Origin of the sequence: Streptomyces solitudinis, from assembly GCF_036323765.1 — a bacterium.
Classification (GTDB): domain Bacteria; phylum Actinomycetota; class Actinomycetes; order Streptomycetales; family Streptomycetaceae; genus Streptomyces.
In genome coordinates this window covers 164,681-185,472 of sequence record NZ_JAZDCW010000006.1, presented here as the reverse complement: position 1 = coordinate 185,472, position 20,792 = coordinate 164,681, and the positions used below count along the sequence as shown (strand labels likewise).

General features: G+C 75.0%; 18 protein-coding genes. 7 read left to right on the top strand and 11 right to left on the bottom strand.

Going from position 1 to position 20,792, the window contains the following annotated elements; translation table 11 throughout:
- Positions 1-112 precede the first annotated feature (112 nt).
- The gene (locus V1J52_RS17365) at positions 113-1,846 is read right to left on the bottom strand and encodes a Stk1 family PASTA domain-containing Ser/Thr kinase (RefSeq protein ID WP_330140753.1); all 1,734 of its coding nucleotides are present in this window, start codon (positions 1,844-1,846) and stop codon (positions 113-115) included.
- Positions 1,847-2,260: 414 nt separating this feature from the next.
- Here V1J52_RS17365 and V1J52_RS17360 point away from each other — a divergent pair, with 414 nt between their 5' ends.
- A complete protein-coding gene (locus V1J52_RS17360) occupies positions 2,261-3,877 on the top strand; it encodes a protein kinase domain-containing protein (RefSeq protein ID WP_330140752.1) in 1,617 nt (538 codons plus the stop codon).
- Between the two features lie 59 nt (positions 3,878-3,936).
- Positions 3,937-4,920, top strand: coding sequence for a phosphotransferase (locus tag V1J52_RS17355; protein WP_443075851.1), 984 nt, complete (start codon positions 3,937-3,939; stop codon positions 4,918-4,920).
- 102 nt (positions 4,921-5,022) lie between these two features.
- On the opposite strand, the gene V1J52_RS17350 is transcribed toward V1J52_RS17355, so the two are convergent.
- The gene (locus V1J52_RS17350; RefSeq protein WP_330140999.1) at positions 5,023-5,757 is read right to left on the bottom strand and encodes a response regulator transcription factor; all 735 of its coding nucleotides are present in this window, start codon (positions 5,755-5,757) and stop codon (positions 5,023-5,025) included.
- 349 nt (positions 5,758-6,106) lie between these two features.
- On the opposite strand from V1J52_RS17350, the gene pdhA (V1J52_RS17345) reads away from it, so the two are divergent.
- Genes pdhA (V1J52_RS17345) through V1J52_RS17335 form a run of 3 tightly spaced genes read left to right on the top strand, consistent with a single transcriptional unit; the run spans position 6,107 to position 9,896 of the window.
- Positions 6,107-7,375 (top strand): pyruvate dehydrogenase (acetyl-transferring) E1 component subunit alpha, encoded by a 1,269-nt coding sequence (gene pdhA, locus V1J52_RS17345; protein WP_330140751.1) that lies wholly within the window; start codon positions 6,107-6,109, stop codon positions 7,373-7,375.
- 2 nt (positions 7,376-7,377) lie between these two features.
- Positions 7,378-8,376: an alpha-ketoacid dehydrogenase subunit beta gene (locus V1J52_RS17340; RefSeq protein WP_330140750.1), complete on the top strand. Its 999-nt coding sequence runs from the start codon at positions 7,378-7,380 to the stop codon at positions 8,374-8,376.
- Positions 8,377-8,399: 23 nt separating this feature from the next.
- Positions 8,400-9,896, top strand: a complete 1,497-nt coding sequence (locus tag V1J52_RS17335; RefSeq protein ID WP_330140749.1) for a dihydrolipoamide acetyltransferase family protein — start codon at positions 8,400-8,402, stop codon at positions 9,894-9,896.
- A 55-nt stretch (positions 9,897-9,951) separates the two neighbouring features.
- On the opposite strand, the gene V1J52_RS17330 is transcribed toward V1J52_RS17335, so the two are convergent.
- From V1J52_RS17330 to V1J52_RS17320, 3 genes are all read right to left on the bottom strand, one after another.
- Complete coding sequence (locus V1J52_RS17330) at positions 9,952-10,503, bottom strand: bacterial proteasome activator family protein (RefSeq protein ID WP_330140748.1); 552 nt, start codon at positions 10,501-10,503, stop codon at positions 9,952-9,954.
- Between the two features lie 37 nt (positions 10,504-10,540).
- On the bottom strand, positions 10,541-11,149 hold the full coding sequence (locus V1J52_RS17325) for a hypothetical protein (protein ID WP_330140747.1): 609 nt from the start codon (positions 11,147-11,149) through the stop codon (positions 10,541-10,543).
- 133 nt (positions 11,150-11,282) lie between these two features.
- A complete protein-coding gene (locus V1J52_RS17320) occupies positions 11,283-12,260 on the bottom strand; it encodes an NAD(P)H-quinone oxidoreductase (protein WP_330140746.1) in 978 nt (325 codons plus the stop codon).
- A 426-nt stretch (positions 12,261-12,686) separates the two neighbouring features.
- Between V1J52_RS17320 and V1J52_RS17315 the strand changes: the two genes are divergently transcribed.
- A complete protein-coding gene (locus V1J52_RS17315; RefSeq protein ID WP_330140998.1) occupies positions 12,687-12,896 on the top strand; it encodes a DUF397 domain-containing protein in 210 nt (69 codons plus the stop codon).
- Positions 12,897-12,941: 45 nt separating this feature from the next.
- Here V1J52_RS17315 and V1J52_RS17310 read toward each other — a convergent pair whose 3' ends face one another.
- From V1J52_RS17310 to pdhA (V1J52_RS17285), 6 genes are read right to left on the bottom strand one after another with little or no spacing between them, the layout of a single operon-like run.
- Complete coding sequence (locus V1J52_RS17310; RefSeq protein WP_330140745.1) at positions 12,942-14,120, bottom strand: potassium channel family protein; 1,179 nt, start codon at positions 14,118-14,120, stop codon at positions 12,942-12,944.
- 17 nt (positions 14,121-14,137) lie between these two features.
- The gene (locus V1J52_RS17305; protein ID WP_330140744.1) at positions 14,138-15,484 is read right to left on the bottom strand and encodes a molybdopterin molybdotransferase MoeA; all 1,347 of its coding nucleotides are present in this window, start codon (positions 15,482-15,484) and stop codon (positions 14,138-14,140) included.
- A 5-nt stretch (positions 15,485-15,489) separates the two neighbouring features.
- On the bottom strand, positions 15,490-16,398 hold the full coding sequence (locus V1J52_RS17300; protein ID WP_330140743.1) for an NTP transferase domain-containing protein: 909 nt from the start codon (positions 16,396-16,398) through the stop codon (positions 15,490-15,492).
- Positions 16,399-16,401: 3 nt separating this feature from the next.
- Positions 16,402-17,841: a dihydrolipoamide acetyltransferase family protein gene (locus V1J52_RS17295; protein WP_330140742.1), complete on the bottom strand. Its 1,440-nt coding sequence runs from the start codon at positions 17,839-17,841 to the stop codon at positions 16,402-16,404.
- The gene (locus V1J52_RS17290) at positions 17,841-18,902 is read right to left on the bottom strand and encodes an alpha-ketoacid dehydrogenase subunit beta (RefSeq protein ID WP_330140741.1); all 1,062 of its coding nucleotides are present in this window, start codon (positions 18,900-18,902) and stop codon (positions 17,841-17,843) included. Before V1J52_RS17290 ends, V1J52_RS17295 begins: the two co-directional genes overlap by 1 nt.
- Positions 18,899-20,047, bottom strand: a complete 1,149-nt coding sequence (pdhA, locus tag V1J52_RS17285; protein WP_330140740.1) for a pyruvate dehydrogenase (acetyl-transferring) E1 component subunit alpha — start codon at positions 20,045-20,047, stop codon at positions 18,899-18,901. Before pdhA (V1J52_RS17285) ends, V1J52_RS17290 begins: the two co-directional genes overlap by 4 nt.
- A gap of 254 nt (positions 20,048-20,301) precedes the next feature.
- On the opposite strand from pdhA (V1J52_RS17285), the gene V1J52_RS17280 reads away from it, so the two are divergent.
- Positions 20,302-20,787: an Lrp/AsnC family transcriptional regulator gene (locus V1J52_RS17280; protein ID WP_330140997.1), complete on the top strand. Its 486-nt coding sequence runs from the start codon at positions 20,302-20,304 to the stop codon at positions 20,785-20,787.
- Positions 20,788-20,792: the final 5 nt, after the last annotated feature.

The window sequence follows — 20,792 nt, the reverse complement described above, 5'->3', positions numbered from 1 at the left end:
GGGAGCCGCCGGAGCGCACCGGGACGCCCGGCGGCGCGGGGCACACCGGAGCGCGGTGCGGCGGCGGGAGCGGTGCCGGGTGAGGCGGCGGGTGCGGCGGGCGGGGCGGGGGTCAGCCCTGGCGTCCGGTGGAGACGACCAGCGTGATCTTGTCCTCCTCCGGGTCCAGCGGCTCGTACGCCTTGGGCGACTGGCGCAGGACGGTGTTCTTGCCGTAGATGTTCTCGTCCTCGTAGGAGAGGTCGGTGTCCAGCTTCCAGCCCGCCTCGCGGATGCAGTCCTTCACCGAGCCGAGGTGCTTGAAGGTCAGGTCCGGCATCGAGACCTGCTCCTTGTCGTCGTCCTCGTCGAAGAGGTAGTCCCGCGCCTCGGTGCACTTCTCGACGTCGATGGTCTTCGTCTTGTCCTCGTCCTTGAACCCGGCGTTCGCGTCGGTGACCTCGGGCGTCGGCTCCGGCTGCGGACGCGGGTCCTGCCCCTCGCCGCCGGGCTCGGTGGAGGCCACGGCGGACTCGCGCGCCTCCGGCGCGTCCTCGCCGCCGCTGCCCCTGGTCATCGAGACGACGACCACCGCCACGACCACCACCAGCGCGGTGACGGCGGCCACGGCGATCACCGTCGCGTTGCGGCTGCCGCCCCCGCCCCCGCCGGGGCCGTGCCCGGCGGCTCCGGGGCCGTGCGGGCCCTGGCCGGCCAGCGAGTAGGCGGGCGTGGCGTAGCCCTGCTGGCCCGCCGGGTGGCCGGGCGGCGGCGTGGAGGGACCGAAACCGGCCTGCGAGCCCCCGTACGGGCCGGGCTGCGGGAGCGGGTAGCCGGCGTGCGGCTGCCCCAGGGGCACCGTGCCCGGGGGAGGCGGCGTGCCGGTGGCGCTGACCGGCGGGAAGACGGACTGCGAGACGGCGGCCCCGCTGTGCGGCGCGGGCCCGCCGCTGACGATCACCGGTGACCCGCCCGGCACGGCGCCGGACCCGCCGATGCGCAGGCACTCCTCGCGCATCGACTCGGCCGTCGGGAACCGCTCGTTCGGGTTCTTCCGCAGTGCGCGCGCCACGAGCGCGTCCACGGCCGGGGGCACGGCCGCGTTCACCGAGGACGGCGCGACGGGCTCCTCCTGGACGTGCGCGTAGGCGATGGCCAGGGGCGAGTCGGCGTCGAAGGGGAGCCGCCCGGTGAGCAGCTCGAAGAGCATGATGCCGACGGTGTAGAGGTCGGAGCGGGCGTCCACGCCCCGGCCGAGCGCCTGCTCGGGGGAGAGGTACTGCGGCGTGCCGACGACCATGCCCGTCTGCGTCATGGACGTCACGCCGGACTGCATGGCCCGCGCGATGCCGAAGTCCATGACCTTCACCACACCGCGGCGCGTCATCATGACGTTGCCCGGCTTGATGTCGCGGTGCACCAGGCCCAGTTCGTGGCTGGCGTCGAGCGCGGCGAGCACGTCGGCGGTGATCTTCAGCGCCTTCTCGGTGGGCATCGCGCCGAAGGCGCGGACGTCCTCGTCGAGCACGCCCCGCAGCGGCTGCCCGTCCACGTACTCCATGACGATGTAGGGGACCAGCGTGCCGTCGATCGTGTCCTCGCCGGAGTCGAAGACGGAGACGATGTTGGTGTGCGTGAGCTTGGCGACGGACTGCGCCTCGCGCCGGAACCGCTCGCGGAAGGCGGCCTCGCGGCCCAGCTCCGAGTGCAGCGTCTTCACCGCGACCTGACGGTCGAGCACGCTGTCGTAGGCGAGGTGGACGGAGGCCATGCCTCCGGCGCCGAGCAGCTCGCGCAGCTGGTAACGGCCGTTACCGACGGTCCTGCCCTCGAACCCGCCCGGTTGTGCGCCGCCGACGTCGCTCATCTGCCTGCTTCCCCCTTGGCGCCGCAGTCCACCGAAGAACCGGGCTCTGCGCGTGTACGGTTGCTACTGACTGCTCGGGATGTCCCGGATACCGGCCAAGTCTGCCTCAGGGGTGTGACGAGTCAAGCCGCGTGCCCGTTCCGTGACCCGTTGCACGGGATGGTACGTCGGCGCGCGCTGCGCCGGGCCGCAACTTGCCAGCCCGCACCCGAAGCGGATTGGATGGCACTCCATCCCCCCACACGCGCGCCCGCGCCCGGCGGGTTCCAACCATGGCGAGGACTGATGGGACAGACGCACTCCCCGGGAGGCCCAGGTGGCCCCGACGAGCCGGGCGGCGGCGCGTCCGGAGGGGCCCCGGGCCCGTCCGGCCCATCCGGCTCCTCGCGCCCGGGTTCGTCGGACCGGTCCGAAATGTGGGGGAAAAACGGGCTTGTCGGTGACGGCCGGTACCGGCTCACCGGGCGCCTGGGCCGCGGCGGCATGGCGGAGGTCTTCGCCGCCGAGGACGTCCGGCTCGGCCGCACGGTCGCGGTGAAGCTGCTGCGCGCCGACCTCGCCGAGGACCCGACGTCCAAGGCCCGTTTCACCCGCGAGGCGCAGTCCGTCGCGGGCCTCAACCACCACGCCGTCGTCGCCGTCTACGACTCCGGCGAGGACACGATGGACGGCAACACGGTGCCGTACATCGTCATGGAGCTGGTCGAGGGCCACACCATCCGCGAGCTGCTGCACAACGCGGAGCCCCCGCCGCCGGACCAGGCGCTGATCATCGTCTCCGGCGTGCTGGAGGCCCTGGCCTACAGCCACCAGCACGGCATCGTCCACCGGGACATCAAGCCCGCGAACGTCATCATCACGCACGCCGGCGCGGTCAAGGTGATGGACTTCGGCATCGCCCGCGCGCTGCACGGCGTCTCCACGACGATGACCCAGACGGGCATGGTCATGGGCACCCCCCAGTACCTCTCGCCGGAGCAGGCGCTGGGCAAGACCGTGGACGCCCGCTCTGACCTGTACGCCACCGGCTGCCTGCTGTACGAACTGCTGACCCGGCGCCCGCCGTTCACCGGCGAGACGCCCCTGTCGGTGGTGTACCAGCACGTGCAGGACGACCCGGTGCTGCCCTCCCGCGTCGCCGACGTGCCCCCCGAGCTGGACGGGCTCGTCATGCGGTCCCTGGCCAAGGACCCGGACGACCGGTTCCAGTCGGCCGAGGAGATGCGCGGGCTCACCCAGTACGCGCTGCGCCAGCTCCAGGAACAGGGCAGCCACACCGGCGGCCTGTGGAACACCGGGCCCGTCCACACCACCGGGGCCACCGCGGTCGTCGGTGCGGCGGCCGGCGGCCTGGGCACGGGCGACGGCTACGGCGACACGGCCGCCCAGCCCGCGCCGCCGATGCTGCTCGGCCGCCCGGACCGGGACGACGGCGGCTTCGAGGGCGGCGTCCGGGAGACGCGCCGGGGTGGTGGCCTGAAGTACGCGGTCATCTCCTTCTTCGCCGTGCTCGCCGTCGCGGCCGGTGTGCTGTTCGCCCTCCAGAACGCCGGGGGCGGCGAGGACAACAAGAACCCGGTGCCCGCCGAGACGAGCAGTTCGCCCAGCGACGAGGCGGAGTCCAGCCCGGAGTCGTCCCCGGAGGAGTCGCCCGAGGAGACGCCGGAGGAGAGCGGTGACGGCGGCGGTGGCTGGACACCGCCCGACACGTACGACCCGCCGCCCGCCTCGCCCGAGGAGAGCACCGAGGGCTCCTCCAGCCCGACCGGCGAGCCGAGCGACCCGGGCACGACCGGTGGCTCCGCGGGCGTGGACGGCGGCGCCGACGCGGGCGCCGACGGTGGCACGGACGCGGGCGTGGACGGTGGCACGGACGCGGGCGTGGACGGTGGCACGGACGCGGGCGTGGACGGCGGCGCCGACGGCGGCGCGGACGGCGGCACCGGAGAGGCGTCCGGGGGCGCGGGCGGGGAGCCCGGTGGCAACGCGGGAGGCCCCCCTCCGGGTGACAGCACCGGCGCCACCGGCTGACCCTCGTGCCGCACACCGCCGCGCCCCCGGCTCCGTCGGCGCGGACCCTCAGCACACTGTTGCGCCGGTACGGCGCCGGGGAGCCGGTGGCCTGCGAGCCGCTGGCCCACGGACTGCTCAACCGGGGGTACCGCGTCACCACGCCCAAAGGCGTCTTCTTCCTCAAGCACCACCTGGACGGCGACCCCGTCGCCCTGGACCGCAGGCACCGGGCGACCGCGCTGCTCGGCGCGCTGGGCATCCCGGCCGTGCCCCCGGTGTGCGACGCGGACGGGCGCAGCGTCGCCGTCCTGCGCGGACGCTGCTACGCGCTGCACCCCTGGGTGACCGGCCGCCACCGCGAGGGCGCCGAGCTGACCCCCGCCGACTGCCGCCGCCTCGGCGCGCTGCTGGGCCGCGTCCACGAGGCGCTGCGCGCGGTGTTACCGCTGGCCGAGGCCGAACGGGACGCCGGGCACCCCAGCGCGGACCCGGCCGCGACGGAGGCGCTCATCGAGGAGCTGCTCACCCGCATCCGCGCCCGGCACCGGGCCAGGGACACCTTCGACCTGCTGGCCGAACACCGGCTGCGGGAGCGGCGCGCCCTGCTGCGCGAGCACGCCCAGTGCCGTCCGGCGGCGGGCAGCGAACCGGCCGTCGGCTGGGTGCACGGCGACTTCCACCCGCTGAACGTCCTCTACGGGCAGCAGGCCGCCGTGGAGCCGATCGCCATCGTGGACTGGGACCGCCTCGGGGTGCAGCCGCGCGCCGAGGAGGTCGTCAGGGCCGGGGTGATCTTCTTCGTCCGCCCGGACGGAACGCTGGAGCTGTCCAAGGTCAACGCGTACGCCCGCGGCTACCGGCGGGCGGCGGGGGCGGGGGCCGCGGAGCTGGCGGCGGCGGTGTACCGGGTGTGGTGGGAGCGGCTGAACGACTTCTGGATGCTGCGCTGGCACTACCAGCTCCGCGACCGCCGCACCGACCAGCAGTTCCCGGCCGCCGCCGCGCTCGTGCGGTGGTGGACGAACGGCTACGACCGGGTCCGCGACGCGTTCTGCGGCTGACGTCCGCCCGGTCGCCCCGTGGTCGCCGCCGGGTCGCCGTCCGGTCCGCCGGCGGCCTCGTGCGGTCGCCGTGCGGTCGCCGTGCGGTCAGACCTGGGACGCTCACCGCCCCGCCGGGCCCGGCCCCGCCGCCGGACCCTGCCCCTGGCCCTGCTCCGCGCCCGGCCCCGTGCGCAGCCGCGTCACGTAGGCGGCGGCCTGGGTGCGGCGCTCCATGCCGAGCTTGCCGAGCAGGCTGGAGACGTAGTTCTTGACCGTCTTCTCCGCCAGGTGCAGGCGGGCGCCGATCTCCCGGTTGGTCAGCCCCTCACCGACCAGGTCGAGGATGCGGCGCTCCTGCCCGGTGAGCGCGGCCAGCCGCGGATCACCGCCGCCCGGCCCGCGTCCCGCCGGGCCGGCGGGCGCCCCGCGCAGCCGGTCCAGCACCCGCTGGGTGGCCACCGGGTCCAGCAGGGAGCGTCCCGAGGCCACGTCCCGCACGGCGGTCAGCAGGTCCGTGCCGCGGATGTCCTTCAGTACGTAACCGGAGGCCCCGGCCATGATCGCCTCGAAGAGGGCCTCGTCATCGGCGTAGGACGTCAGCATGAGGCAGCGCACGTCCGGGTGACGCGAACGGATCTCCCGGCAGACCTCCACGCCGCTGCCGTCGGGCAGCCGCACGTCCAGCACGGCGACGTCCGGCCGGGTGGCGGCCACGCGCGTCAGCGCCTCGGCGGCCGTCCCGGCCTCACCGGCCACCTCCACGTCCCCGGCCGTCTCCAGCAGCTCGCGCACGCCCCGCCGCACGACCTCGTGGTCGTCCAACAGGAATACGGTGGTTTTCCCGTCGATGCCCACATTCGTCAGTCTCACATACTGATCCGCCGCTTGCTCTTCCCGAGGCCGTACCCCCCGGGATAACGTGCGCTTGTCCCGGGGGCCTGCAAGGCTGTGACCAGTGACGTTCCCGGCTGTATCGAGCCACCCCGCGATTTACTTGGAAATCCAAGGAAAATTGCAGGTCAGGGGTGTTTCGCACCCGTGTGGAGTTACTGGGTAACGTGCCTCCAGCGGGCCGTTCGAACGGGACACCTGTCACCGCTCGGTCCGACCGCGCCGCACCCCACCCCGTGCGCCGTAGCCGCACCGGGCGTGCCGCACTGGCTCATCCGGAGACCCCGGGGGCCGGACAGACGGAGGAGCACACGTGACCGTGGAAAGCACTGCCGCGCGCGGGACGACGCGCCGCGGCAGCGGAGAGGGCGCTCCGGCCGGAGCGCCGGCGGCCGAGTCCGCCGCCCCCGCGAAGAAGGCCCCTGCCCGCAAGGCCCCCGCGAGGAAGGCCCCCGCCCGGAAGGCGGCCGCGAAGAAGACCGCGGAAGCGAACGGCGGACCGGAGCTGGTGCAGCTGCTCACCCCCGAGGGCGAGCGCGTCGAGCACCCCGACTACGCCGTCGACCTGAGCGCCGAGGAGCTGCGCGGCCTGTACCGCGACATGGTCCTCACCCGGCGGTTCGACGCGGAGGCCACCTCGCTCCAGCGCCAGGGCGAGCTGGGCCTGTGGGCGTCGCTGCTCGGTCAGGAGGCCGCGCAGATCGGCTCCGGCCGGGCGCTGCGCGACGACGACTACGTCTTCCCCACCTACCGCGAGCACGGCGTCGCCTGGTGCCGCGGCGTGGACCCGGCCAACCTGCTCGGCATGTTCCGGGGGGTGAACAACGGCGGCTGGGACCCGAACAGCAACAACTTCCACCTCTACACCATCGTGATCGGCTCCCAGACGCTGCACGCCACCGGCTACGCCATGGGCATCGCCAAGGACGGCGCCGACTCGGCCGTCATCGCCTACTTCGGCGACGGGGCCTCCAGCCAGGGCGACGTCGCCGAGGCGTTCACCTTCGCGGCCGTCTACAACTCGCCCGTGGTGTTCTTCTGCCAGAACAACCAGTGGGCGATCTCCGAGCCCACCGAGCGGCAGTCGCGGGTGCCGATCTACCAGCGCGCCCAGGGCTTCGGCTTCCCCGGCGTGCGGGTGGACGGCAACGACGTGCTGGCCGTGCTCGCCGTCACCCGGGCCGCGCTGGAGCACGCCCGTTCCGGGCAGGGCCCGATGCTGGTGGAGGCGTTCACCTACCGGATGGGCGCCCACACCACCTCCGACGACCCCACCCGCTACCGCGCCGACGAGGAGCGGGCCGCCTGGGAGGCGAGGGACCCGATCCTGCGGCTGCGCACCTACCTGGAGAAGCAGGGGCTGGCGGACGAGGAGTTCTTCGCCGCGCTGGAGCGTGAGAGCGAGGAGCTGGGCAGCAGCGTCCGCGAGAAGATCCGCACGATGCCGGACCCCGACACCATGGCGATGTTCGAGCACGCCTACGCCGACGGGCACGCGCTCGTCGACGAGGAGCGCGCCCAGTTCTCCGAGTACCTGGCGTCCTTCACCGACACCGACGCCGCCGAGCAGAAGGGCGCCTGACCATGGCCGACACGAAGACCGCGACGGTCACCAGGATGCCGATCGCCAAGGCCATCAACGAGGCGCTGCGCTCGTCCCTGGACAGCGACCCGAAGGTCCTCGTCATGGGCGAGGACGTCGGCAAGCTCGGTGGCGTCTTCCGCGTCACCGACGGACTCCAGAAGGACTTCGGCGAGGAGCGGGTCATCGACACCCCGCTGGCCGAGTCCGGCATCGTCGGCACCGCGATCGGCATGGCCCTGCGCGGCTACCGGCCGGTCGTGGAGATCCAGTTCGACGGGTTCGTCTTCCCCGCCTACGACCAGATCGTCACGCAGCTCGCCAAGATGCACGCCCGCGCGCTGGGCAAGGTCCGGATGCCTGTCGTCATCCGCATCCCCTACGGCGGCGGCATCGGCGCCGTCGAGCACCACAGCGAGTCGCCCGAGGCGCTGTTCGCCCACGTCGCCGGGCTCAAGTGCGTGTCGCCCTCCAACGCGGCCGACGCGTACTGGATGATGCGGCAGGCCATCGAGTCCGACGACCCGGTGATCTTCTTCGAGCCCAAGCGGCGCTACTGGGACAAGGGCGAGGTGGACACCTCCGCCATCCCCGGGCCGCTGCACCAGGCCCGCGTCGCCCGCGAGGGCTCGGACCTCACGCTGGTGGCCTACGGCCCCATGGTGAAGACGTGCCTGGAGGCGGCCGCGGCGGCCGAGGAGGAGGGCCGCTCCCTGGAGGTCGTGGACCTGCGCTCCATCTCGCCGCTCGACTTCGACACCGTCCAGCGCTCGGTCGAGAGGACCGGCCGGCTGGTCGTCGTGCACGAGGCGCCGGTGTTCCTCGGCGCGGGTGCCGAGATCGCCGCCCGCGTCACCGAGCGCAGCTTCTACCACCTGGAGGCCCCGGTGCTGCGCGTCGGCGGCTTCCACGCGCCGTACCCGCCCGCCCGCCTGGAGGACGAGTACCTGCCGGGGCTGGACCGGGTGCTCGACGCCGTCGACCGCGCCCTGGCGTACTGAGAGGGCTGAGGAGAGTCGTGACGATGACTGCTACTGCGAACGCCCAGCGGTTCCGCGAGTTCCGGATGCCGGACGTCGGTGAGGGGCTCACCGAGGCGGAGATCCTCTCCTGGCACGTGGCGCCCGGCGACGCCGTGACGGACGGCCAGGTGGTGTGCGAGGTGGAGACGGCGAAGGCGGCCGTCGAGCTGCCGATCCCGTTCACCGGGACGGTCAGCGAGCTGCACTTCGGCGAGGGCACGACGGTGGACGTCGGCACCGCCATCATCACCGTGGACACCGACCCGGGTGCGGGGGACCCCGCCCCCGCCGGAGAGGCCGCTCCCGCCGCCGAGTCCGCTGCGACCGCCGCCGAGCCCGCGGAGGCCCGGCCGGAGCCGGAGGAGCCCGAGGACGGCAAGCGGCAGCCCGTGCTCGTCGGCTACGGGGTCTCCACCAGCTCCACCCGGCGCCGCCCGCGCAGGGCCGCCGGGGTGCCCGAGCAGGGCGCGAAGGACGCGCTCCAGGCCGAGCTGAACGGCACCACCCCCGGGGCGCCCGCCCCGGCCGCGCCCACGGCGCCCGCCGCGACGCGGCCGCTGGCCAAGCCGCCGGTGCGCAAGCTGGCGAAGGACCTGGGCATCGACCTGGCCGCCGTCACCCCGACGGGCCCGGACGGGACCGTCACCCGCGAGGACGTCCACGCGGCGGCGGCCCCGGCCGGACCGGCTCCGGCCGCGCCCCGCCCGGCGGAGCCCGCGGCGGCGCCGCGGCCCGCCGCGGCCCCGGCGGGCCAGCGGCCCGCGGCCCCGGCCGTCGAGCCGCAGTCGCTGGCCGCCATCCGGGAGCGCCGGGTGCCGGTCAAGGGCGTCCGCAAGGCCACGGCCGCCGCGATGGTGTCCAGCGCCTTCACCGCGCCGCACGTCACCGAGTTCGTCACCGTCGACGTCACCCGCACCATGCGGCTCGTCGACGAGCTGAAGAAGGACCCGGACATGGCCGGGCTGCGGGTCAACCCGCTGCTGCTGGTCGCCAAGGCGCTGCTCGTCGCCATCCGCCGCAACCCGGACGTCAGCGCGGCCTGGGACGAGGAGAACCAGGAGATCGTCTACAAGGACTACGTCAACCTGGGCATCGCCGCGGCCACTCCGCGCGGGCTGATCGTGCCGAACATCAAGGACGCGCACGCGAAGACGCTGCCGGAGCTGTCCCGCGCCCTGGGCGAACTGGTCACCACGGCGCGCGAGGGCCGGACGGCTCCCGGCGACATGCAGGGCGGGACGGTGACGATCACCAACGTCGGCGTCTTCGGCGTGGACACCGGCACGCCGATCCTCAACCCGGGCGAGTCCGCGATCCTCGCGTTCGGCGCGGTCAGGGAGCAGCCGTGGGTGCACAAGGGGAAGGTCAAGCCCCGGCACGTGACGACGCTGGCGCTCTCCTTCGACCACCGCCTGGTCGACGGTGAACTGGGCTCGCGGGTGCTGGCGGACACCGCCGCCGTCCTGGAGCGCCCGAAGCGCCTGATCACCTGGAGCTGAACAGCCCCGTCCGGCGGGGCGGGGCCTGGCCCCGCCCCGCCGGACGCACGCGGCGTTACAGGTAGGGGCCCGAGCGGCCGGGGCCCTCGGTGGCCGGGTCGTCCGGGAGCGCGCCGGGCGGCAGCGCGCGGCGCATCTGCTCAAGCTGCGCCCGCGCGGCCATCTGCTGCGCGAACAGCGCCGTCTGGATGCCGTGGAACAGGCCCTCCAGCCAGCCGACGAGCTGCGCCTGGGCGATGCGCAGCTCCGCGTCCGTCGGTACGGCGTCGTCCGTGAACGGCAGCGAGATGCGTTCCAGTTCCTCGATCAGCTCGGGCGCGAGACCGTCCTCCAGCTCCTTGAGGGAGCTGCGGTGGATCTCCTTGAGCCGGGCCCGGCTCGCCTCGTCCAGCGGCGCGGACTTCACCTCTTCGAGCAGCTGCTTGATCATACTGCCGATGCGCATGACCTTCGCGGGCTGCTCGACCATCTCCGTCACCGGTACCTCGCGGCCCCCGTCGTCGCCCTCCCCGCCGCCGGGCGTGCTGCTGCCCAGCGCCATGCCGTCCGGGCCGACCACCAGGACGTGCGAGCTCTCCTGCGACCGTTCGTTCATCGGCTGTGTCATACCCCCATTCTGCACACCTGTCCGGCCGCGGACGCGGTCAGTGCCGACGCAGCCGCAGACCCAGGAACGCGAGCCCGAGCCCGAGGGAGGCCAGCCCCGCGCCGAGCGGCAGGACGGGCAGCAGCGGGCCGCCCACGGGGGCCGCCATCGGCGCGGGCGAGGCGTCGTCCGTCCGCTCGGTGTAGTCGGCGTACAGGTCGTAGCTGCCGAACGTCTCCACGGGCTGCTCCGGCAGCGGGACCCAGGAGTGCTCCGGCTCCGGTTCGGGCTGGGGCCGCGCGGTGGTGCGCTGCTCGGCCGCCGCGTTCCGCAGCTCCGTCCGGGTGGGTTCCGGCTCCGGCTCGCCCGTCGGCGGGGTGGAGCCGGGCGCGGGGGAGCCGGAGCCGGTTTCGGTGCCGTCGCCGGACGACGGGGTGGGGTGCGGCGTGGCGCTCGGGGAGGGGCGTCCGGTCGGGAGCGGCGGGCCGTCGGGCCCGGCTCCCGGCTCGGGGGAGAACCGCATGCCGTCCCCGGGGAACGGCCAGGAGGACGAGTGACCCGGTTGCAGGGACCGGCTCGGATCGGGATCGGCGGTGGCCACCGGGGTGGCGGCGACTGAGAGGAGGACCGTGCCGCTGACCAGCACACTGACCGCGTGCGTCTTCACCGTTTCACATCCCTTCGCCCCTCACGGCCCGGCGCGCCCCGGGGGCGTCACACCAGCCGGTGACCAGCGTCACATGTATGTACGTTCCAGGCATCTTGGACGTCAGCTTCCGCGCTGCGTTGCGGGTACCCGGTCATCGCGCGAGTACCACCTTTCCGACGTGTCCGCTTTCCTCCAGCACCCGGTGGCCCTCGGCCGCCTCGGGCAGCGGCAGCGTCCGGTCCACCACCGGGCGCACGCGCCCGGCCGCGACCAGCGGCCACACGTGCTCCCGCACGGCCGCGACGATGGCCGCCTTCTCCTCGGCGGGACGCCCGCGCAGCGAGGTCGCCGTGACGGACCCGCGCTTGGTGAGCAGCGCCCCGAGGTTCAGTTCGCCCTTCACCCCGCCCTGGAGGCCGATCACCACGATCCGGCCACCCACGGCCAGCGCCTGCACGTTCCGCTCCAGGTACTTCGCGCCGATGATGTCGAGGACGACGTCCGCGCCGCGTCCGCCGGTCGCGTCCCGCACCTCGGCGACGAAGTCCTGCTCGCGGTAGTTGACGAGCACGTCGGCGCCCAGTTCGGCGCAGCGCGCCAGCTTCTCCGGGCTCCCGGCCGTCACCGCGACGCGCGCCCCGACGGCCTTGCCGAGCTGGACCGCCATCGTGCCGATGCCGCTGGAGCCGCCGTGCACGAGCAGCGTCTCACCGGGCCGGAGGTGCGCGGCCATGAACACGTTGGACCACACCGTCGCGGTGACCTCCGGCAGCGCCGCCGCCGTGACGAGGTCCACCCCGTCCGGCACCGGCAGCACCTGACCCGCCGGGACGGCCACCCGTTCGGCGTAACCTCCGCCGCTGAGCAGGGCGCACACCTCGTCCCCGGCCGCGAACCCGGAGACGCCGGTGCCGACGGCCGCGATCCGCCCCGAGCACTCCAGGCCGGGGTAGGGCGGCGCGCCCTCGGGCGGCGGGTAGTGGCCCTGGCGCTGGAGCAGGTCCGCACGGTTGACGGCCGTCGCCGCGACGTCGATGAGGACCTCGCCCTCGCCGGCCTCCGGATCGGGTACCTCGCTCCACACGAGCGCTTCGGGGCCGCCGGGCTCGGGAATCGTGATCGCAAACATGGACCGACGCTACCGTCCGTCCGTAGTCCGGCGGTGACCGGCGGGTGCCCGCGTCCTGTCGGGTGTGTGGACCGCGTTCCGCTCGCGCACGTGACCGCCTCCGCCTCTGACTCGCTTCGGGCTGCCGGGAACCCTTCGCCTGCCCCAACGATCGACGGGCATGCGGGGTAGCGGGCCGCGGCGGAAAAAGACGGATCATCACAACGCCCCCCGTCCGCCCGCCACCCCGGCGCGGGCCACGAGGGGACTCAGGCGCCACGTCATCCCTTCGTAGGGGCGGGTATTTGCTGTGACGTGGGAGGCAGTTCGCGGTCACGACTGCGCGAACCCGTCACCCGTTTGACGTGACGCGTGTGGCGGTGTGCTCCCTGCCGGGCGGTAGCTTGAGTGGGCTCACCGAGTGACAGAGGGGACACGAGGGTGACATTGCTGCCTGCTGAGAGCGCGCCCTCTCCGGTCCGGGCGAAGAGCGGCTACAGCGCTGGGGATGGTCAGTGCGTCGAGTGGGCACCGCAGTACGCGGCGGCCACGGGTGAATTCCTGGTGCGGGACAACAAGGACCCGGGCGGGCCGCATCTGCCCCTGACCGCCGAGGGGTTCGCCGGGCTGGTGGCCTTCGCCAGGTCCCACGGCTGACCGGCCGCCCGCCCGGGTCCGGCCCGAGTCCCCCGCGGGCCGGGATCACTGGCCGAGGTCGTCGCGGGGGGTGTGCCAGCTCCGCTTGGCGGGCTGCATCCTGGGCGGCGTGCGCAGTTCGCCCGTGTCGTCCTCGTCGCTCTTGCGCAGTTTCGGCGTCGGCTGCTCCTCGTGCCGGCGCCGGATGACGACGATGCGGTCCAGCGGCTGGAGCTCGGCGGCTTCCGGGTGGTCGTAGGTGAGCAGCCGGTGCCCCCTTATGACCGCGACGACGAGGTCCGGGCAGTCGCGCGGGGAACGGCCCGCCTCCGCCTTGGTGACCGGCCGTTCAGCCAGGGTCAGCCCCTCGCCCTGCTGGATGAGGTCCTCCATGACCTGGCCCGCGCTGGGGCTGATCAGTGACAGGCCCAGCAGGCGGCCCGCGGCCCCCGAGCTGGTCACCACGGAGTCGGCGCCGGACTGCCGCAGCAGCGGCGCGTTCTCCTCCTCCCGCACGGCCACGACGATGTTGAGCGCCTTGTTGATCTGCCGGGCCGTCAGCGTGACCAGCACCGCCGTGTCGTCCCGCTGCGGTGCGATGACGATCTGCCGGGCCCGGTCCAGGCGGGCCCGCTCCAGGACGCTGGAGCGGGTCGCGTCGCCGACGACTCCGGCGAACCCGTCGGCGTTGGCCGCGTCGATCACCTTGGCGCTCGGGTCCACGACCACGATCTGGTCCTTGGTGGCACCGGCCGACAGCAGGGTCTCCGCCGCCGAGCGGCCCTTCGTGCCGAAGCCGACGATGACGATATGGTCGCGCACGGTGGACCTCCAGTGGGACAGCCGCCACTGCTGACGGGTGCGCTCGGTCAGCACCTCCAGGGAGGTGCCGACCAGGATGATCAGGAACAGGACGCGCAGCGGGGTGATGGCGAACGTCGTCAGCAGCCGGGCCGTCTCCGAGGACGGGTAGATGTCGCCGTAGCCGGTCGTGGAGAGCGAGACCGTGACGTAGTACAGCGACTCCAGCAGGGTGACCCCGCCGCCTGCGTTGTCCGTGTAGCCGTCGCGGTCGAAGTAGACGATCACGACGGCCGTGAACAACACGACGTGGGCCATCAGCAGCCGCTTGGCGACTTGGATGAGCGGTCCGGTGAGCTGACGGGGAAGCTGCACCCGGAACGTGTACTCGTCCGCGTAGGCGATGCGCTTCCGACGCGCCGTCAGGGGGTTGCGTAGCTTCATGGTTACGGGGTCACCGGTCAGTTCCGGGGCAGGCCGAGCAGGTGGACATCGGACCCCACGCCGGCGCCGCCGGGTGGGATGACCGCCAGCGCCGTGGCGGAGGCGATCCCCCGGAGCATAGCCGGGCCGTGGAAGCGCAGCGGACGCGCGCTCCCCGCCGCGTGCGCGACGGGGACGAGCCGGGTGTCCCGGGGGTGGCCGTGGACGCGTTCGGTGAGCCGCGCCGTTCCCGGGCCCTCGTGCGGGTCCCGGTCGGCCAGAGTCCGCAGCAGCGGTTCGGCGAGCGTCAGCAGCGCGGAGACGGCGGCGAGCGGGTTGCCGGGCAGGCCCACCAGGTGCCGCCCGTCCGGCAGGGCGGCCAGCAGCATCGGGTGCCCCGGGCGCACGGCGACCTCGTCGACGAGCAGGGTGGCGCCGATCCGCTCCAGCGCGGGCCGCAGGTGGTCGACGGGCCCGGCCGCGGTGGACCCGGTGGTGACAACCACGTCGGTGCCGCCGTCCGCGAGCGCCGCGCGCAGCGCCTCCGCGTCGTCGCTGACGTGCCGGGTGGCGGTGACGTCGGCGCCCAGCGCCGTGAGCCAGGGCGCCACCAGCGGGCCGAGCGCGTCGCGGATCCGGCCGCCGTCCGGCACCCCGGAGGTGAGCAGTTCGCCGCCGGTCACCAGCACCTCGACGCGGGGCCTGCGGGTGACGGCCAGCACGTCGTAGCCGGCGGCGGCGGCCAGCCCCAGCACGGCCGGGGTGACGGCGGTGCCCGCGGGCAGCAGCAGGTCTCCGGAGCGGCACTCCTGGCCGCGGGGACGGATGTCGGTGCCCTGCGCGGGCGTGGCGGCGGCGCTGAGCCGCCCCTCGCCCGCGAAGCCCCGCTCGCTGCGGAGCACCGCGCTGGTGCCCGCCGGGACGCGGGCCCCGGTGGCGATGGGGACGGCGTGCCCGTCTGGCAGCCGTCCCGGCGCGTCGCCCGCGCGGACGCCGTGCCCCGCCTCGTCGAGCGTCCACGGGCCCGGGCCGGAGACCGCCCAGCCGTCCATGGCGGCGGTGTCGAAGGCGGGCAGGTCGGTGAGGGCGGGCAGCGGCTCGGCGAGCGTGTGGCCGAGCGCGCGGGCCAGCGGCAGTTCCACCGGTTCGCCGGGGCGGGCGGCGCTGCGCGCGAGGACGCGCGCCTCGGCCCACGGCGTGCCCGGGGGACGCGTGTCGTGGTGCCCGTGCGTGCCGCTGCCGTGCGGGGCCCGGCCGCCTGTGCCGTGGCCGCCGCGCGGATCACCGGGGGCGTAGGCGGGGGGCGGCGGCACGGGGTGGGTCACGGCGGAGAGCCCGGCCTGGCCGTTGGCGAGGGCGAGGGCGTCGTCGAAGTCGTCGCTCATGGCCGTCAGCCCGCGTCGTCCGGTCGGCTGCCCGTGCCCGTGCCTGTGCCGCCGGGCGGGGAGCCCGGCGCCTCCGAGGCCCAGCGTGCGGCGAGGGCGGCGGCCTTGCGGGCCGCGACGGCGATGTCCCCGGGGGAGCCGCCCGCGCGGGCGGCGGCGTAGCCCACGAGGAACGTGGTCAGCGGCGCGGCCGGGCGGGCGACGCCGTGGGCGGCGTCCCGGGCGAGGTCGAGTACGGCGGCGGTGTCGACGTCGAGTTCGAGGCCGAGTTCCGCCTTGACTGCGGTGGTCCATTCTTCCAGCACACGCCCATGCTCCCTGATGCGGGCGCGGGCGGCGGCGACGTCCTCCCAGGTGTCGCAGTCCAGCGGGGTGCCGCCGCCGTCCTCGTGGGCCGCCGGGACGCGGCGCAGGGCCAGCGCCGTGGTGAGCAGCCGCAGCGGCAGGTGGTCCAGCCGTCCGTGCTCGGCGGCCAGCAGGGCCAGCTCGCGGCGCAGCGGTTCGGCCCGGTAGGCGGCCAGCAGCGGCTGGTCGCGGCCGTCGTGGACGGCCAGCGCGCACTCGGCGTCCGGCGCGGCGGCCAGGTCCGCGCACAGCCGGTGCGCGGACCGCTCGGTGAGGAACGGCAGGTCGGCGGAGAGCACGAGCACGGTGGGACCGGTGACGTGGCGCAGACCGGCGGCCAGCGCGGGGAGCGGGCCGCCGCCCGGCCGCTCTTCCCGGGTCCAGGTGACCGGGCGTCCGGTGGGGCGGCGCGGGCCCACGACGACCGTGCGTCCGGCGCCCGCGCAGGCCGCGAGCGTCCGGTCGAGCAGGGTGCGTCCGCCCACGGTGACGGACGGTTTGTCCGCGCCGCCCAGCCGGCGGGCGGCGCCGCCGGCCAGGACGATCACGTCGTACGGTTCGCGGGTCACGCCCTAGAGGGTACGGAGGAGCACCGCGGGCTGTTCCACGCAGTCGGCGACGTAGCGCAGGAAGCCGCCCGCCGTGCCGCCGTCGCACACCCGGTGGTCGAAGGTGAGGGAGAGCTGCACGACGTGCCGCACGGCCAGCTCGCCCTGGTGCACCCAGGGCTTGGGGACGATGCGGCCGACGCCCAGCATGGCCGCCTCCGGGTGGTTGACGATCGGGGTGGAGCCGTCCACACCGAAGACGCCGTAGTTGTTGAGCGTGAAGGTGCCGCCGGTCAGGCCGGCCGGGGAGAGCCGGCCCAGCCGGGCGGCCTCGGTGAGCCGCGCCATCTCCGCGCTCAGTTCCCCGGCGCCGAGCCGGTGGGCGTCGCGGACGACGGGCACGACCAGGCCGCGGTCGGTCTGCGCCGCGAACCCCAGGTGGACGCCGGGCAGCCGGACCACCTCGCGGGCGGCGGTGTCCACGGTGGCGTTCAGCTCGGGGAAGCGGGCCAGTGCGGCGGTGCAGATCCGGCCGAGCAGGGCGAGCAGGGAGACGGGCGGCCCGGCGGCGTTCATGGCGTGGCGGGCGTCGCGCAGGCCGGTGGCGTCGGCGTCCACCCAGCACGTCGCGTCGGGGATCTCCCGGCGGCTGCGGGTCATCTTGTCGGCGACGGCGCCGCGTACGCCCCGGAGCGGGACGCGCTCGCCCTCGGACGCGGCGGCCCGGGACGCGGGTGCCCCGGGCGCGGCGGCCCCGGCTGCGGGTGCCCCGGGCGCGGCGGCCCCGGCTGCGGGGGCCTCGGGCGCGGCGGGTGCCGCGCCGTCGCCCGGCGCCCGTGCGGTCCGGGCGGCCTGCTCGACGTCGGCGCGCAGGATCAGGCCGCGCGGTCCCGAGCCGGTGACGTCGTGCAGGTCGATGCCGCGTTCGCGGGCCAGGCGCCGGACGAGGGGGGAGATGACGGCGAGCGGCGCGCCGCCGGGGGCCGCGCCGTCCCGGGCCACGGGGGCCGCCGGTGCGGCCGGTGCCGGACGGGACGCGGGGGCCGCGTCGGCGGGGGCGGAAGCGGTGGCGGCGGGTACGACCGCGCGGCGGCGACGGCGCGGGGCGCCGCTGGTGCCGTACCCGACGAGCACGTTCCCCGAGCCGGAGTCCCCCGGCGCGGGTTCCGGCTCCCGCCCGGCGGGCGCGTCCGGCTCCCCCCGCCCGGTCTCCGCCGAGGGCGCCGAGGCCACCGTCACCAGCGGGCTGCCGACCGGCACCTCCTGCCCCACCTCGCCGAACCGCGCGGTGACCACGCCCTCGTACGGGCACGGCACCTCCACCACGGCCTTGGCCGTCTCGACCTCGACCACCGGCTGGTCCACGGCGACCACGTCGCCGACCTCCACCAGCCAGCGGGTGATCTCCGCCTCCGTCAGGCCCTCACCCAGGTCCGGCAGCGTGAACTCGTGCACCTGCGGCATCAGCGTCCGCCCCCTTCCGTCCACTCCGACTCCCACTGGAGCCGTGCGACGGCGTCCAGCACGCGGTCCACACCCGGCAGGTGGTGGCGCTCCAGCATCGGCGGCGGGTAGGGGATGTCGAAGCCGGTCACCCGCAGCACCGGCGCCCGCAGGTAGTGGAAGCAGCGCTCGGTGACGCGGGCGGCGATCTCGCCGCCGGGGCCGCCGAAGCCGCCGGACTCGTGGACGACGACGGCCCGCCCGGTCCGCCGCACCGAGGCGGACACGCGCGCGTCGTCGAAGGGCACGAGCGAGCGCAGGTCCACGACCTCCAGGTCCAGGCCGTCGGCGCGGGCCGCCTCGGCGGCCTCCAGGCAGACCGGCAGCGAGGGGCCGTAGGTGATCAGCGTGGCGGAGGTGCCGGTGCGCCGGACGGCGGCCTCGCCGACCGGCGGGACGGACGCGGGCGCCCCGGGGTCCCAGTCCTCCTTGGACCAGTAGAGCCGCTTGGGCTCCAGGAAGACGACCGGGTCGTCCGAGGCGATGGCCGCGCGCAGCATGCCGTAGGCGTCGGCCACCGTCGCCGGGGTGAGCACGTGCAGGCCCGGGGTGGCGGCGTAGTACGCCTCGGAGGAGTCGCTGTGGTGTTCCACGCCGCCGATGCCGCCGCCGTAGGGCACCCGGATGGTGATCGGCACGGGCAGGGCGCCGCGCGTGCGGTTGCGCATGCGGGCGACGTGCGAGACGAGCTGTTCGAACGCCGGGTAGGCGAAGGCGTCGAACTGCATCTCCACCACCGGCCGCAGCCCGTACATCGCCATGCCGACGGCCGTCCCCAGGATTCCGGCCTCGGCCAGCGGGGTGTCGGTGCAGCGCTCCGGGCCGAACCGGGCCGTCAGCCCGTCGGTGACCCGGAAGACGCCGCCGAGCGCGCCCACGTCCTCGCCCAGCACGTGCACGGCCGGGTCGGCGGCCAGCGCGTCGTGCAGCGCCCGGTTGAGCGCGCGGGCGAACGGGACGGGTTTGCGTCCGGCCGCCGCCGCGCCGGCCGGGCGCGGGCCCTGGCTGGTCGCTGTGCTCACCGGACGTCCCCCTCGCCGCTGCCGTCCGCCTCGGCCTCCGCCGCCAGCTCGGCGCGCAACTGCTCGGCCTGCTCCCGCAGCTGGCTGGTCTGCTCGGCGTAGACGTGGTCGAACAGGGCCATCGGGTCGAGCGCGGGGGGCGTGTTCATCCGGCTGCGCAGGTCGGCGGCGAGTTCCTCGGCGGCGTCCCGGGCGGCGGCGACCAGGGCGTCGTCGAGCAGGCCGCGCGCGGTCAGCTCCGCCTCCAGCAGGGTGACGGGGTCGTGCTCGCGCCACCGTGCCACCTCGTCGTCGTCCCGGTAGCGGGTGGCGTCGTCGGCGTTGGTGTGCGCCTCGATCCGGTACGTCACCGCCTCGACCAGCGTGGGGCCGTCGCCGCGCCGGGCGCGGGCCACCGCCTCCGTCAGCACCTCGTGCACGGCGGCCACGTCGTTGCCGTCCACCAGGCGGCCGGGCATGCCGTAGCCGACGGCCTTGTGGGCGAGCGTCGGGGCGGCGGTCTGCCGGTCCAGCGGGACGGAGATGGCGAAGCCGTTGTTCTGCACCAGGAAGACGACGGGGCAGCGCCACACGGCGGCGAAGTTGAGCGCCTCGTGGAAGTCGCCCTCGCTGGTGCCGCCGTCGCCGACGAGCGCGAGGGCGACGGTGTCGTCGCCGCGCAGCCGGGCGGCGTGCGCGAGCCCCACGGCGTGCGGGAGCTGCGTGGCCAGCGGGGTGCACAGGGGGGCGATGCGGTGTGCGCGCGGGTCGTACCCGGTGTGCCAGTCGCCGCGCAGCAGCGTGAGCGCCTGGACGGGGTCGAGTCCGCGGGCGACGGCGGCGAGGGTGTCGCGGTAGCTGGGGAACAGCCAGTCCTGCTCGGCGAGCACCAGCGCGGCGGCGACCTCGCACGCCTCCTGGCCGGTGGAGGACGGGTAGACGGCGAGGCGGCCCTGCTGGGTGAGGGCGGTGGCCTGCCGGTTGTAGCGGCGGCCCTTGACGAGGTGCCCGTACCACTGCCGGAGCAGGTCCGGGTCCAGGTCGGCGCCGGTGCCGAGCAGCCGGTGGGGCTCCTCGTCCGGCAGCAGCGGTGCCGCGTCGGCGCGGGGCCGCCAGGCGGGCGGCGGTGCGGTGCGGTAGGTGCCTGGCTGGGCGAGGACCGTCATGGCGGGCACACCTCCGGTGGGCGGCGGGCGGGCGTCGGGCGGCGGCCGGGGCCGGGGCCCTCGGGCTCGGCCGGGGCCCGGGAGGCCGCCCGTGGGGCTCGGCCGGGGTGCCGGCGTCCCCCCTACCGATTGTTCGGTCCGGAAGGCATTCTGGCTACAGGTGGTGCGGCGCTGTGGACGTTTGGCCGCCGCGCGGCCCGCGCGGGCGCCGGACGTCCAACGAGGGGAGGCTGTGGGGCGTGGTGGATGAACAGATGGCCAGGGAGCCCGCACGGGAGCCGGGCGTGCCGCCCGCCCGTCCGCTGGACGAGGTGGACCGGACGGTCCTGCGCCTGCTCCAGTCCGACGGACGGGCCTCGGTGCGCGCGGTCGCCGAGCGGGTGCACATCTCCCGGGCGAACGCCTACGCGCGCATCAACCGGCTCGTCGAGGACGGCGTGATCCGCGGCTTCAGCGCCCGCGTGGACCACGAACGGGCGGGCCAGGGCGCGTCGGCCTACGTCACGCTCAAGATCGTCCAGAACACCTGGCGCACGGTCCGCGCCGAACTGGAGCGGCTGCCGGGGGCGGCGCACATCGCGCTGGTCAGCGGGGACTTCGACGTCCTGCTGCTGGTGCACACCGCCGACAACCGGTCGCTGCGGGAGCTGGTGCTCACCCGCATCCAGGCGATCCCCGAGGTGCTGAGCACCCGCACGCTGCTGGTCTTCGAGGAGACCGACCTCGACCCCGCGCCCTGACGCCC

Bases quoted from the DNA above. Each gene is read 5' to 3' on its own strand.
- V1J52_RS17365 (WP_330140753.1), bottom strand. From the start codon at position 1,846: ATGAGCGACGTCGGCGGCGCACAACCGGGCGGGTTCGAGGGCAGGACC.
- V1J52_RS17360 (WP_330140752.1), top strand. From the start codon at position 2,261: ATGTGGGGGAAAAACGGGCTTGTCGGTGACGGCCGGTACCGGCTCACC.
- V1J52_RS17340 (WP_330140750.1), top strand. From the start codon at position 7,378: ATGGCCGACACGAAGACCGCGACGGTCACCAGGATGCCGATCGCCAAG.
- V1J52_RS17335 (WP_330140749.1), top strand. From the start codon at position 8,400: ATGACTGCTACTGCGAACGCCCAGCGGTTCCGCGAGTTCCGGATGCCG.
- V1J52_RS17330 (WP_330140748.1), bottom strand. From the start codon at position 10,503: ATGACACAGCCGATGAACGAACGGTCGCAGGAGAGCTCGCACGTCCTG.
- V1J52_RS17320 (WP_330140746.1), bottom strand. From the start codon at position 12,260: ATGTTTGCGATCACGATTCCCGAGCCCGGCGGCCCCGAAGCGCTCGTG.
- V1J52_RS17310 (WP_330140745.1), bottom strand. From the start codon at position 14,120: ATGAAGCTACGCAACCCCCTGACGGCGCGTCGGAAGCGCATCGCCTAC.
- V1J52_RS17305 (WP_330140744.1), bottom strand. From the start codon at position 15,484: ATGAGCGACGACTTCGACGACGCCCTCGCCCTCGCCAACGGCCAGGCC.
- V1J52_RS17295 (WP_330140742.1), bottom strand. From the start codon at position 17,841: ATGCCGCAGGTGCACGAGTTCACGCTGCCGGACCTGGGTGAGGGCCTG.
- pdhA (WP_330140740.1), bottom strand. From the start codon at position 20,047: ATGACGGTCCTCGCCCAGCCAGGCACCTACCGCACCGCACCGCCGCCC.
- V1J52_RS17280 (WP_330140997.1), top strand. From the start codon at position 20,302: ATGGCCAGGGAGCCCGCACGGGAGCCGGGCGTGCCGCCCGCCCGTCCG.